The sequence below is a fragment of the Mucilaginibacter corticis genome (assembly GCF_007558865.1).
Classification (GTDB): Bacteria; Bacteroidota; Bacteroidia; order Sphingobacteriales; family Sphingobacteriaceae; genus Mucilaginibacter; species Mucilaginibacter corticis.
Genome location: NZ_VLPK01000001.1, coordinates 2,302,725 through 2,316,852 on the forward strand (window position 1 = coordinate 2,302,725; position 14,128 = coordinate 2,316,852).

Here is a 14,128-nt window from a genome sequence, read left to right on the forward strand (position 1 = left end):
CATATAACGTATACAATGTCTGATAAGAAAGAAACTGTTTTAAGAATCCATCCGCATGATAACGTATTGGTTGCCCTCCAGGATCTCCCTGCGGGGACAACCATTACGTTTGATGGTGATAACATAACGCTGGTTACCGATGTAGCCGCCAAACATAAGTTTACCATGACCGACCTGGGCACCGACCAGGAGATCTATATGTATGGTGTACTGGTGGGTAAAACAAACGGGCCCATTGCCAAAGGCAGCGCTATAACAGTTGACAACATACACCATGCCGCCAGCGACTTTAAACTGGGCGAACGCAAGCTAAACTGGCACAAACCCGAGGTTGATAAGTTTGCACAACGTACCTTCTTAGGCTATCACCGTGCCGATGGTTCGGTAGGTACGGCTAACTACTGGCTGGTGATACCGCTGGTGTTTTGCGAGAATCGCAACATCATGGTACTGAAGGATGCGTTGGTTGAGAAACTGGGTTTCCGCAAGGCTAAGACTTATGAGACGGAGGTAGACAGCCTGATAGACCTGTACCAGGCGGGTAACTCGGTCGAGTCTATCCTGAATGCCGACCTGCAAATGGAGTCGGGAGAGAGAAGTCAGAAGAAGCTGTTTGAAAATATAGATGGTATCAAGTTCCTTACTCATGATATGGGCTGCGGCGGTACCAAGTCAGACTCTGACGCTTTGTGCGGATTGCTGGCGGGTTACATTACCCACCCCAACGTGGCAGGCGCTACGGTTTTAAGCCTGGGCTGCCAGCACGCGCAGGCCAGCATCCTTGAAACCGAGATCAAGAAGCGCGACCCCAACTTCAGCAAACCACTTATCATGTTGGAGCAGCAGAAGATAGGCAAGGAAAGCACCCTGATGCAGGAGGCTTTGAAGCAAACCTTTGCCGGCCTTATCGAGGCTAATAAGTTAGAGCGGACACCTGCGCCAATCACCAAGATCTGTATTGGCTTGGAGTGTGGCGGGTCTGACGGTTTCTCGGGCATCTCTGCAAACCCGGCGCTGGGTTACGTGTCTGACGTGTTGGTGAGCCTGGGCGGCAGTGTAATACTGGCCGAGTTCCCCGAGCTTTGCGGGGTAGAGCAGGAGCTAAGCGACCGTTGTGTCGACGTGGATACCGCCCAGAAGTTCATGCACCTGATGCGCACCTACAATGCGCGCGCCGAGGCCGATGGCTCGGGCTTTTACGCCAACCCGTCGCCGGGTAATATAAAGGACGGGCTGATCACCGATGCCATCAAATCGGCAGGGGCAGCTAAGAAGGCGGGCAGCTCGCCGGTTACAGCCGTGTTGGACTACCCGGAGAAGGTAACCAAACCGGGCCTGAACCTGTTATGCACACCGGGCAGCGATGTAGAAAGCACTACTGCCGAGGTAGGCTCAGGCGCTAATGTGGTGTTGTTTACCACCGGCTTGGGTACACCAACAGGCAACCCTATTACCCCGGTTATCAAGTTGTCAACCAATACGCGCATTTTCCAGCGTATGCCGGATATTATCGACATTAACTGCGGAACGATCATAGAAGGTACAGAAACTATAGACCAGGTTGGCGAGCGTATCCTGAACTACGTGATTGACGTAGCCAGCGGCGTGGTACAACCCAAGTCTGTACAGTTAGGACAAGACGATTTTATACCGTGGAAACGCGGCGTATCATTGTAACAGCTGTGCCAAACTGAAGGTGTCCCGATGGTACACTTTGGTACACCTGTTTTTGTAAACTACTGATAGTTAATAAACTGTGTTTGTTGAATTGCTTTCATGGTACAGTTTGGTACAGATTTTCTGACTTATAAGTATTTTTTGGCGAGGGTATTTTCTGACAAAATGGTGTCACCATAAGTTTGGAAAATAGTGTTTTGACGCGGTATTTATTTAAACGAACCCTATCGCTTTGAGGCCTTCTCGCGCCTGGCTTGCCCCGCTCTTGGGCGCGGAACCCCATTACTTTTTTCCTTGATGAAAAAAGTAACAAAAAAATCAAGTCATCCGGGATGCTTCTCTGCCGCACTTGGCCTTATGCGCTGCAAATCAGGTGAAACCTAAGGCCCGGTCCTTTTGCCGCCGGTGTCGCTCCCGCAAACCCTACGCTTCAGGCAAAATTACCAATGCCTTTGCAGCCGCACTCCCCCTCTTGTTTTACCTGATTTCGCCCGAAGCTGCCCGTATGACGGCTTTACGTATAAGACAAGGATCATATTAAATATGGGCAGCTCACAATTAAGTTCATTCATATTTAGAAAAATTTCGGTTTTGCGGAAATTCCGTCAGCAAAAAAGCTTCGGATGAAAACTGATAAAACAAGCTGGACTTGCGGGCGGGAAGGGCATAGCGTCTTTTTGCCATGAGCGTTGGGCAAGAGCGGTTGCGGCAAAATTATGCAGCCCGTGGTTTTATCAGTTTTGCAGGGCAAGGGCCCGTGCGGCAAAAGAAGCCTCTTTGCTGACTTGATTTTTGGTTCTTTTCATCAAGGAAAAGAACAAAGGCCTCCGCGGCCATAGCGGGGCAAGCCTTGCGCGTAAGGCAAAGGAACGATGAACGAAAGCACGCTCACCCCACTACTGACAAAACACCGCCACCATTAAAGATCTTTATCCTCATTACCTTGCATAAAATCTTTAAAAATGAGTAGTTACAAAGAACACCCAACCTTTCAGCGGCCGGCCGAAATTGAGTTGATTCGGTCCATGTCGCACCGCAAATTAACCGCCAGGGAAAATAAACGGCTTGATAAATACCTGCAGGGGCCACCCAGCAGTAAGGATGCCTTTATCATTAAACCCGCTGCTGACTGGCTCGAAACCGAAAACGACACCCATGCCGGTAAGCTCTTTGGCGATTTTTGGTACCAGGGCGAACTATGCATCATGTTTGCCGATACCAATGTAGGCAAATCCATCCTTGCCGTTCAAATTGGCGATAGCCTGAGCAGGGGCATACCCATCCCCGGTATTGGCGGCGACCGCCCTGCAGAAAAGGTGCTATATTTTGATTTTGAATTGAGCGCCGCCCAGTTTAAAAAACGCTACAGTAGCGATTTGCAGGGTAACTACCGCTTTGGCCCCGGCTTTACCCGCCTGGTGTTTAACCCCGATGCTGACGGCGCCCGCAAATTTGCCACTTATGCCGACTACCTGAACAACGCTATCGAAAACGTATTGATAACCAGCGGCGCCCGTATCCTCATCATTGACAACATTACCTGCCTGCGCAGCAGTACCGAAGCCGCCGCCAGCGCGGTAGCGCTCATGAGCAAGTTACAGGCCATAAAAAGCCAATACGGCCTGTCCATTTTAGTGCTGGCACATACGCCCAAGCGCAACCCTGCCAGGCCCATTAGCCGTAACGATCTGCAGGGCAGTAAAATGCTCATCAACTTTACAGATAGCGCCTTTGCCATTGGCGAAAGCCAAACTGATAAGGGCCTGCGTTACCTTAAACAAATAAAGCAACGCAGCGGCACGCAGGTACACGGTGCCGATAATGTTTGTCTTTGCCGCATGATAAAGCCAAACAACTTTCTGCATTTTGACATTTGCGGCCGCGAACCCGAGGCCCGCCACCTATTGCATTATACCGAGCAGCAACGCAAAGCCAATGAGGACCGCATTATCCAACTGCATGACCAGGGCCTGAGCCTGCGCGCCATAGTCGCCGAAACCAATAGTTCGTTAGGTACGGTGGCAAGGTTGCTGAGGAGGTTGGAGAAGGTATGATCTGTTAATCAGGGCGTTGCCTGCGGCCCACGCTTTCTGCTCATACGGGCACAAGGCGTTAGGCGCAAGGCCGGTATCCGCTACAATCGTTAACGCGGCTATACGCACTGCGTTTAAATTTACTATGCTGTTTGAAGTTTGCAACTTCAAACTACTATGCAAATAGTCTTTAAACTATTGCGGCCTGAACATCATTGCGCCTGTAGTCGCAGACTATAAACATGCTGGTCCGAAGTTACAAACTTCGGCAGTGGAGTTAATTTAAAATTGATATTATTCGCTATCTTTAAATTAAATCCTTACCATATTGAATGCGCATTCTTTTTATTTTAAATAATTTCTGGGAAACTGATACTATAAGAAACGCATTGGCCGACCTAGCTGAAAAAGATTCGATTTATTTTGTAGATTCTTACTTTGAAGCAGAAACCTTTATTAATAAGCGAATTGTTGATAAACAAGAACCTCTGGATTTGATTATTTCTCAAAATAAAATAGGAGGAGAAATTGCACTTGATTTTCTTAATAAACTATCTGCTGAGCCCACAAGGATTTATCAAATCGCGACTTTAATTTAAACAAAATACCAATCGTATTATTAATACTACCAGTTGAGGATCAAAGACTTTATAAACGCCAAGGGTTTTCGAAAGTGCTTTTAGATTTTGGTGCAGATGAACTTAATAAACAAATTCCTCATTTTTATTCAACCCTAAAATCGTGGCGTAAAAAAGTTGTAGATGAATTGGATAATTTAGGTATCAAGTATAATTCTGGTTTGGTTGATTATAGTTATTATTTCAGCAAGACAAAACAATATGTGCCAACTAAGGTGCTTTCTGAAAATTTTCAAATAATTCCAAGAAAACTCAATTATTACTGGCTAAATCAAAATCAACGGCAGATTGAATTAGCTATTGATGAGTTTTCTAAACTACTTCGGCAAACCTACCGTGGTAATCCCAAGAAGGAAGAAAAGCTTTACCACCAGTTTTTTAACGAGAATGATTTTTTTTTATTGAGGGATAATTATTCGAAATCTTGGTATGAGCTTACACTTCCTTACGGTAAAAATAAGTCTTATCAACCCGATTACAGCCTTAAACCTAATATGAATTATAAGACAGACTTAAATATCCTTGAGGTTAAGCTCCCAAATGAGGGTTTTGTAAAAAATACAAAATTTCATCCAAACTTATATTCTAAGTTCTTTGAACATTTAGGACAAATCAATGACTATAAGATGTATCTTGAAAATGAAGAATTTAGAAATATTATCCAACAGCGTTATGGATGGTATCCAGAAAGAGTGCAATACAGTTTGCTAATGGGGCGAGAGGCAGAAAAAGAAGAGAACTTGGATACATTAACTGTTAGAATGAAGCAGTTTGGTCAAGAAAATATTTATTTAATGACCTATGACGAGTTACTTGCCTATCAAGTTCGATTTCTTGACCGTATGAATCTTCTACAAATAAATTGATACCCCTATGCTGTTTGAAGTTTGCAACTTCAAACTACTATGTAAATAGTCTTTAGACTATTGCGGCTTGAACATCATTGTGCCTATAGTCACAGACCATAAACATACTGGTCCGAAGTTACAAACTTCGGACAGCGGTAGGGGAATCTAACCATGCAAAGCATTTGGATTTGCCCTAAAATGTTATAAGCATTCTGCTTGCGTTATCAAATCATTATCTTAGCCTAATGGGCCTGAACTTTCGACCAATGGTAGTTGAAAGATAAATTCGTCACTATAAATCATGCATCTTAAAAAAACTTTTAGGGCGATTATTATTTTCAAACTAAAATTGCTAGCTGCTTGTTGCATAATCATTTTAAGTTTGTCGCTATCAGTGTTTAATTGTTTTGCGCAATCTAATTATACCATCAGCGGTGCGGTATCCGATGAAAATAAAAAGCCTATTGCTGATGCTATTATTTTTGTAGACGGCAGTGAAATTGTAACAACTACCGACAATTTTGGCAGGTATAAACTAAATGTCCCGGGGCTTGGATCATATACCATTTCCGTTAAAATGATGGGTTATGATGGGCTTACCAAAGATGTTATGCTAAAAACCAGGGCTATGACTTTAGACCTTAGTTTAACTTTACATTCGGTGCTGCTTGATGAGGTTAAAATTGGGGTTGATAAGAAATGGCAAAGCGATTATGAACTTTTTAAAACCCAATTTTTGGGTTCAACACCTAATGCAAAAGCTTGTGAAATTGTAAATCCGGAGGTGCTTAGTTTTAAAATGGATAAAAGTTTATTCACTGCCCGCGCTAATGATATTTTGGTAATTGTAAATCCACATTTGGGTTACCGTATAAAATACATGCTTAAGTATTTTCGGTTCAGTCAAAAGATCATTGGCACTATGTTACATGTCGAAACATCGTATGACGGCAATACAGTTTTCGAGGAACTACAGGGAACAAATGACCAAAAACAAGAGTGGGTAAAAAACAGGGCGTTGGCTTATAGGGGCTCGATGGTACATTTTATGCGTTCTGTTTTTAGCAGGAGATTGTTAGAGGAAGGGTTTATAGTTACTCAATTATCAGGTGATGGTAATGCATATGATGATAATAAACCGGTAAATTTTGATACCCTTGAGACATCCCGGAATCAAGCTTTCGTAACGTTTAGGTCAACCGGCTTGCATATTACCTATAATGTTGAAGCATCACTGAAGTTAGCAGAACAAAAAGGCAACGCAATTTCAAGAAAAGACAAAATAACTAATGATGTTGTATTAAAATATCATTCTTACCTCTTACCCGGCGAAAAACAAATTGTAGTAGATGCCAGGGGCCGAACGTCTGTTGGTTACATACAGGCGTTTGACATAAAAGGCGATTGGTCCAATCAACGTTTGGCAGACCAGGTGCCTTTTGAGTATTCGCCTCCTGTAAGTAATATTAAATGATAAATTGCTCACGGGTAGAAGTATGTGTTGATACAATAGCTCGAAAATGGTATATTTGAATTATAGTTTTAAATGAAAGGCATCAAAGATGAATTACAAAATATCATTCTCAGAGATGAACAAATTGGCCCAGGAAGTCAACTCAAAAAAGTCCAAAATTTCCTTAGAAGGTATGCGAAAACAAGCATCACAACTAAAGAACAGCAGCGCTTCAAAGATCAAGAAACAGCAGCACTCATAGCTTTTGCAAAAGCTGAAAACTGTTTTTACAATCATTCCATATCTATAAATGATTTTATCAGCGAAGGGGCTGAGCAAAAAGTTTACCGATTGGATGATACTCAAGTTTTAAAAATAAATCAAAGTATTTTTTACGAAAGTTGGCTTGACTATTTTAATAGCCTGCTTACGCATAATTTCTTTTTTCCCTCAACCGCATATACATTTTTAGGTTTCAGATTTATTAATGAAGAATTACATGCGGTAATTAAACAAGATTTCGTTACCGCTGACGAACCTGTTGACCTTAATGTTGTAAAAGAATTCCTTGAATTTAATGGCTTTCAGCATAAACGTAATAACGATTATTTCAATTCTGAAATTGGTGTAATATTAGAAGACCTGCATGACGAAAATGTACTTACTTACAATGGGGTACTTTTTTTTATTGATACAGTATTTTATCTAACGGAATCGTTTTATTCTACGTAGATTAATTGAACGAATGTCCTGTGGAGATAAAACAAAAAAAATGTCACCCCAAGCCTGGGATGACATTTTTTTAATATCTTATAAAATATATCCTATCTTAATTCCCGCTGATATCGCCGCTGCCTGATTTTGACCTGGAAACATATTTAGGGCTGCCTGAATAATGGATATCGCCTGATCCTGAAACGCTTGCTTTAAGGTTGCCGCTTACAGTTATTGAAGCGTCGCCCGAGCCGCCAACAGCAACAACCGTATTATTTGAAGTAAGGCCATGAGCCGAATAATCGCCCGAGCCGGTCACATCTACTTTTTGATCATTGGCATGGCCTACGATCCTTACATCGCCTGATCCGCTAATACTGCTCTCCAAACCTTTGGCATTTATTTTACCTGACACGTCGCCTGATCCGCTAACGGATAAACTTAAATTATTGGCGTTGATACCATCCTTAAAATACACATCGCCAGATCCGCTAACAGCTATGCTGTTAATATCTTTAACGGTAACATATACTACCATTTTTTTGTTATTGAACAAGCCGTGCCAGGTGAAATGGGCTTTTGTCGAGATGGTTAGTGTACCGCCTTTAACTTCGGTCAAAATGTTGCGGATAACATCAGAAGGCGCATCAACCTTAACAGACTCTGTGTTGCCCTGGGTGATATATACATCGAATGAGCCGGCCACGTCAACAGCGTGGAAGCCGCTCAGGTGACGGTCTTCAACCACATTGCCTGCATTGGGTTTTGCCTGGGTTTGCACTGCGCCGCCAACCAGCAGCACGGCAATAAAAATTCTGATCAGTTTCATAATAGTTTGTTGTTTGTTTAGCTATAAGACGTTATGCCGGTGGCAAACGTTACAATAAAACATAAATTAGTCTACCATTACACCTACATAATAATTAAAGGTATCAACCTCAATGTTATCCATGGTCAGGCCGTCAATATTAACCTGCTCAAAATAGTTTGCGCCGGGTACAATAAATTTATACTCGCCGCCCTTTGCACGTACCTTTAACGGCATTTTAAAGTTGGGCACGGCCGCTATCCATTTAGCCCATATTTTACCGTCGCGTTTGGTAAATTCAACAACAGGCAAATGTGTGGTATGCAGGTATTGGTCAAACACGGGCAGCAGGTCTATGCCGGACTGATCGCTGATGTATTGGGTAATATCATTATACGTAACCGTTTTATGATAAAAGGTTTTATTTAAGCCGCGCAATATGCCGCGCCATTTTTCATCGTCATTAATAATGGTGCGGATCATATTTAAAATAACCGAACCTTTAAAATACATATCGCCCGATCCTTCCTTATTCACATTATATGGGCCTACGATAGGGCTGTCATTAATGATGGTTTGGCGCAAACCACTTATATATTGCTGCCCCAATAGTTTGGTAGAAGTACTCTCAACAAACAACGATTCTGAGTAATCGGTAAAGCTCTCGTGGATCCACATATCCCCAATATCCTTTGACGTTATGTTATTGCCGAACCACTCGTGCCCGCTTTCGTGCACAATAATATAATCCCATGTAAGGCCAATGCCCGTGCCCGACAGGTCAATGCCCATAGGCTTGTTTCTGTGCCCGGCGTAATACCCATTAACATAATGATTGCCGTATGCCACGCCGCTTTGGTGCTCCATACCCAGGTGCGGGGTTTCGACCAGTTTATAGCCATCCTCATACCATGGGTAAGGCCCAAACCAGTATTCAAAAGCTTTTAACATACGGGGCACGTTGGCAGCAAATTGCTTTTTAGCTTTTTCAAGGTTATAAGGCAATACCCAAAAATCGGTGGTGAGTTTGCCTTTTTCGCCATTGTAGGTATCTGCAAAGTGAACGTAATCGGCAATGTTGGCTTCCACATCATAATTGTTAATGGGGCTTGAAACAAACCAGTCGAAACGGTTATAGCCATTTTTTAGGTCGGTTACTTTGCGCAGACGGCCGTTTGATACATCTTTTAATCCCTTAGGTGCGCTGATGCTGATCAGGATGCTGTCCACCTCGTCGGCCTGCTGGTCTTTATTGGGCCACCAGATGCTGGCGCCCACACCCTGGCAGGCGGTAGCCACAAAGGGTTTGCCTAAGGAGTCGGTAGTGAAAACCACACCGCCATCCCAGGGTGCGTTTTTGGCTATAGTAGGGTTGCCCGAATAATAAACGGTAAATTCATCTTTACTGCCTTTGGCAATAGTGTTCGGGAAGGTTACAAACACCGCGTTAAACTCACGGGTATAAGGCAGCTCTTTGCCTTTGTAAACCACTTTCTCAACAGTAAGGTTAGCAAACAGGTCAAACTGCAGTTTGGTAAAATCCTGTGTGGCGGTAAACTTAAATAGGTTGCTGCCGCTGATAAACTTTTTGTCGATATCAAATTTCACATCCAGGTGATAGTAATTGATATCATAACAGGTACGTAAAGGCGACAGGTATCCGCGCAGCGAATCGGCACGGGTGAATTTTTCTTTGGGCACCATTAACTGGGCCTGCGCGCTAAATGATATTACTGCCAAAAAGATGAGCAGTGAGCGGTGTAGTTTCATGAAATCAGATTAATTAGCCAAATATACTCAGCCCCCTCTAAATCTCGCTCCGACAGGGGAGAATTTTTTAGCCCACCCTACCGGGGTGGCTTAGAAGGGGCTATTTTCATATCAGCATAAATATAGTGTAAAAATCAACGCGATAAGTTTAACTAATCGCTAATTAACTAATCACTGATGTCTAAAATACTTAACTTTGCGCCACAAAAACATACTACTATGCAATATGATGTTATCGTTATAGGCTCGGGGCCGGGTGGCTATGTGGCCGCTATACGCTGCGCCCAGCTTGGTTTAAAAACAGCCTGTATTGAAAAATATGCCACTTATGGCGGTACCTGCCTTAACGTAGGCTGTATCCCTTCAAAGGCGCTGCTTGATTCGTCAGAACATTTTTATAACGCGGGCCACGCGTTTGCTACCCATGGTATTAACCTTAAAGATTTGAAGGTTGACATGGCGCAAATGATGAAACGCAAAGTTGATGTAGTTGCCAAAAATACCGGCGGCATCAGCTTCTTATTCAAAAAAAACAAAATAGACGGCTACCAGGGTATGGGGTCGTTTAAAGACAAAAATACCATCATCATTACCAAGGCAGATGGCACTACGCAAGAAATAACCGGCACAAACATTATCATTGCTACCGGTTCAAAACCATCAAGCCTGCCGTTTATCAAGATCGATAAAAAACGCATCATCACTTCGACCGAGGCTTTGTCATTAACCGAAGTACCAAAACACCTGATATTGATTGGCGGTGGTGTTATCGGTTTAGAGTTGGGTTCGGTTTACCAGCGTCTGGGCGCCAAGGTATCTGTTATTGAGTTTATGGACGGTATTATCCCTACCATGGATAAAAGCCTGGGCAAAGAGCTGCAAAAGGTATTGCAAAAACAAGGTATGGAGTTTTACCTGGGCCATAAAGTTACCGGCGCAACCGTAAAAGGTAAAGAGGTTACGGTAACGTTCGATTCGCCTACCAGCGAAAAGAAAGAGCTGAAAGGCGATTACTGCCTGGTAGCTGTTGGCCGTGTTGCTTACACCGACAGTTTAGGTTTAGACAAGATAGGTTTAACCGTTGAAGAGCGCGGCCGTAAAATCACAGTAGATGAGCATATGCAAACCAGCGTTAAGGGTGTTTATGCCATAGGCGACGTGATCCGCGGAGCGATGCTGGCCCACAAGGCAGAGGACGAGGGTACTTATGTTGCCGAAACCATTGTCGGCCAGAAACCGCACATTAATTATAACCTGATACCGGGTGTGGTTTATACCTGGCCCGAGGTTGCTGCAGTAGGCCAAACCGAAGAGCAGTTAAAAGAAAAAGGTGTAAAATATAAGGTAGGTTCGTTCCCGTTCCGTGCCAGCGGCAGGGCGGTAGCCAGCGGCGACCTGGATGGCTTTGTTAAAGTACTTGCCGATGAGAAAACCGACGAGATCTTAGGCGTACACATGATAGGCCCACGCGCCGCGGACATGATAGCCGAGGCCGTAGTAGCCATGGAATACCGCGCCAGCGCCGAAGATATATCACGCATGAGCCATGCACACCCAACATACACTGAAGCCATGCGTGAAGCTTGTTTGGCAGCGACGGCTAACAGGCCGATTCACATTTAGTTGGCAGTTTGAAGTTGCCAGTTGGCAGAATATTCAGAGCCTTGCAGAGTTTTAGAACTTTGTGAGGCTTTTTTGTTGGCGATAATTTGTAACTTAGTTTGACCAACTACCTAAACCATGCGTGCTAAAATCCTGTTTGCTTTTCTTTTTGCCTGGACCTGTTTTAACCCAAATAGTATTGCGCAAAAAATCAGGTTAAAAGACATTACCAAGATAGAATTAGTAGAAGCAGACCCCTGGTGGCAATCGGGTGGTTTTAGGCAAAGTGAAATAGTTTTTGAAAACAATGGCTGGAATTGTTATCAGGAAAGATTAAAGAAAGATAGTGTCGACCAAAAGGCATTAAGATCGCCAGAAAAGAAAGTCATTATGATTCAGATCAGGGACTCAATACGTAAGTTTTTAAGGCCCATTTCGGTAAAAGACTTAGAGCAGTTGTTGGCTTACATTAACAAGCCTGATACGGAATTTAAGCTTAAACAATTCAATGTTTCAACAAAGCAATTAGCGCAATGGGTTGATTCGCTTCAGGTTCAGGCACAATCTTCACTTAAAGGTTATCATGATAAGCAAGATAGCCTCAAGGCCCGGATAATCCCCGAGCAAAAAGCGTACTTTTTAAAAATAACCCAATCAAAACAGGCCGTGAGTGATGCCGTTTTAAGATGTTTACACCCTTTTCTTGATGATGACCGGTCTTATTATGCCATGATCTTCAATTATAATGATGGTCATAAAGACACAGTATATGCTTATGTTAATAGTTTTCATATATACCATTTACCCTGGCGTATAAAAAACAAACAAAGTTATAACCCCAAACTAACCGAGCTATTTGAATCTTTAATCGGTAACGGAGATTATGCTGAAAAAACAAAAAATATTTTAAACTGGCGCATTGATAACGAATTGTTTAACCAACCGGTTTTAACTAAAGCTTCATGGGATGATTATAAACAGCATCATTTATCAAATTACAATACTTTAAATAAAACTTTAACGCCTGCTTTAATTTACGATTGGCGGTCTGGTTATTTAAAATCGTCAGCATTGCCTTTTAATATACAGATCAGGTTTGATTTTGGATGGGATGATACCCTGAAGACCAGGGGGTATAACGCGTCTGAAAAAGAAGTTACCGATTTATATCATACGGGAAATTTCTTTTTTGATTACTTAAAAGCTCACCCAACTTATATAGCTATGGTAAATGATATTGGCCCGAAAGCCCTTGAACAAGCTAAAGTCATTTATCCGGATATAGCGAAGTTTGATTATCACGAAGTGAAATTTATAAATGTTTATGTTAACTTTTATCAGGGCTGGGATTTTGGTAGATCTGCCGGTTGGCTGTTGCTGCCGGACGGTAAAATGATCCTGCTATATTGTAGCGACCAACTAATTAAGGATGGAGATAAAATATATGCAGATATAAAACCTGCATCGAAAGACAAGAGCCAATATTTTTGCATCGTCTATGACAAACAGGGACATAAAATTGCAGGCGGCGAATCGAAGGTAAGAATAGACTGGAATAAATAAACAGCGCAGGCAATTATCTAGGTTAATTACATATTCCCAATACGGTTTCTTTTTACGCCGATATAGTCTTTCTGTGTGAAAAGATTTATAATTGCATAAACCTTTTATTATGAAATTCTTCTGCGCAACTTTGCTTTTAATGGCACTTATATTCAAGTCTCACGCCCAGGGCACGGCGCCGGCAATTCCGTTATATCCTAATGGGGTAATTAATGCTAAACCTACGCCTGCAAATTATGTCGAAGCGATAAACCAGGATAGTCACGTAAGCAATGTCAGCGTGCCTACAATAACTCCCTTTTTTCCTGAAAAAGGTAAAGCCAATGGCACCGCGGTAATTATTTGCCCCGGCGGTGGCTATGCTATACTGGCGATAGGCCATGAAGGTTATGCCGTAGCAAAAGAATTTAATAAGATAGGCGTTACCGCCTTCGTACTAAAATACCGCTTGCCGAGCGACCAGATCATGGTCGATAAAGCCATTGGCCCGCTGCAGGATGCACAGACCGCCATTATGCTGGTACGTAAAAACGCGGCGCAATGGGGTATCAACCCGGCAAAGATCGGAATCCTCGGGTTCTCGGCAGGTGGGCATTTGGCCGCGACTGCCGAAACTCATTTTGATAAACCGGTGATTGACAATAAAGGCATCAGCGTAAGGCCCGATTTCGCGGTGCTGGCCTACCCGGTGATTACTTTTGGCGAGTACGCGCACAGGGGTTCCGCCGATAATCTTTTAGGTAAAAATCCATCAAAAGAACAATTGGATCTTTACAGCAACGAGTTGCAGGTAACGCCCGAAACGCCGCCCACTTTTTTAATGCAGGCAGGGGATGATGGCGCGGTGCCGGTAAAAAACTCCATATTAATGTACGAGGCTTTGCAAAAAGCTAAGGTAAAAACTGAGTTGCATTTGTTCCAGGAGGGCGGTCACGGTTTTGGCCTGGTAAACCCCAAAAGCCGCGAATTGTGGTTTAACTGGTGCGCAAGTTGGTTAAATGCCAATGGCTTTTAATGTGCAG

General features: G+C 43.2%; 11 protein-coding genes. 9 read left to right on the plus strand and 2 right to left on the minus strand.

The features are described 5' to 3' along the window. Positions 1-15 precede the first annotated feature (15 nt). From FO440_RS10195 to FO440_RS10220, 6 genes are all read left to right on the plus strand, one after another. Positions 16-1,677 carry a UxaA family hydrolase gene (locus FO440_RS10195; protein ID WP_144248083.1) on the plus strand — a complete coding sequence of 554 codons (1,662 nt, stop codon included), beginning with the start codon at positions 16-18 and terminating at the stop codon, positions 1,675-1,677. A gap of 962 nt (positions 1,678-2,639) precedes the next feature. Then, positions 2,640-3,731 carry an AAA family ATPase gene (locus FO440_RS10200; RefSeq protein WP_144248084.1) on the plus strand — a complete coding sequence of 364 codons (1,092 nt, stop codon included), beginning with the start codon at positions 2,640-2,642 and terminating at the stop codon, positions 3,729-3,731. Between the two features lie 311 nt (positions 3,732-4,042). After that, positions 4,043-4,309 (plus strand): hypothetical protein, encoded by a 267-nt coding sequence (locus FO440_RS10205; protein ID WP_144248085.1) that lies wholly within the window; start codon positions 4,043-4,045, stop codon positions 4,307-4,309. Between the two features lie 74 nt (positions 4,310-4,383). Further along, a complete protein-coding gene (locus FO440_RS10210; protein ID WP_186292630.1) occupies positions 4,384-5,214 on the plus strand; it encodes a Shedu anti-phage system protein SduA domain-containing protein in 831 nt (276 codons plus the stop codon). A 364-nt stretch (positions 5,215-5,578) separates the two neighbouring features. Continuing rightward, positions 5,579-6,670: a carboxypeptidase-like regulatory domain-containing protein gene (locus tag FO440_RS10215; protein WP_186292631.1), complete on the plus strand. Its 1,092-nt coding sequence runs from the start codon at positions 5,579-5,581 to the stop codon at positions 6,668-6,670. A gap of 72 nt (positions 6,671-6,742) precedes the next feature. Further along, the gene (locus FO440_RS10220; RefSeq protein ID WP_222103955.1) at positions 6,743-7,381 is read left to right on the plus strand and encodes a putative polyvalent protein kinase domain-containing protein; all 639 of its coding nucleotides are present in this window, start codon (positions 6,743-6,745) and stop codon (positions 7,379-7,381) included. Between the two features lie 97 nt (positions 7,382-7,478). Here the strand turns inward: FO440_RS10220 and FO440_RS10225 are convergent, their stop codons facing one another. Together FO440_RS10225 and FO440_RS10230 are read right to left on the minus strand one after the other, a co-directional pair. Continuing rightward, a complete protein-coding gene (locus FO440_RS10225; protein ID WP_144248088.1) occupies positions 7,479-8,192 on the minus strand; it encodes a head GIN domain-containing protein in 714 nt (237 codons plus the stop codon). 66 nt (positions 8,193-8,258) lie between these two features. Continuing rightward, positions 8,259-9,941 (minus strand): M1 family metallopeptidase, encoded by a 1,683-nt coding sequence (locus tag FO440_RS10230; protein ID WP_144248089.1) that lies wholly within the window; start codon positions 9,939-9,941, stop codon positions 8,259-8,261. A gap of 219 nt (positions 9,942-10,160) precedes the next feature. Here FO440_RS10230 and lpdA point away from each other — a divergent pair, with 219 nt between their 5' ends. The 3 genes from lpdA to FO440_RS10245 all read left to right on the plus strand — a co-directional run bounded on the left by lpdA (position 10,161) and on the right by FO440_RS10245 (position 14,121). Continuing rightward, positions 10,161-11,564 carry a dihydrolipoyl dehydrogenase gene (gene lpdA / locus FO440_RS10235; RefSeq protein WP_144248249.1) on the plus strand — a complete coding sequence of 468 codons (1,404 nt, stop codon included), beginning with the start codon at positions 10,161-10,163 and terminating at the stop codon, positions 11,562-11,564. 117 nt (positions 11,565-11,681) lie between these two features. Then, entirely contained in the window at positions 11,682-13,106 is a 1,425-nt protein-coding gene (locus FO440_RS10240; protein WP_144248090.1) for a hypothetical protein, read from the plus strand. A gap of 139 nt (positions 13,107-13,245) precedes the next feature. Next, positions 13,246-14,121: an alpha/beta hydrolase gene (locus FO440_RS10245; RefSeq protein WP_246104203.1), complete on the plus strand. Its 876-nt coding sequence runs from the start codon at positions 13,246-13,248 to the stop codon at positions 14,119-14,121. The last annotated feature ends 7 nt before the right edge of the window (positions 14,122-14,128 follow it).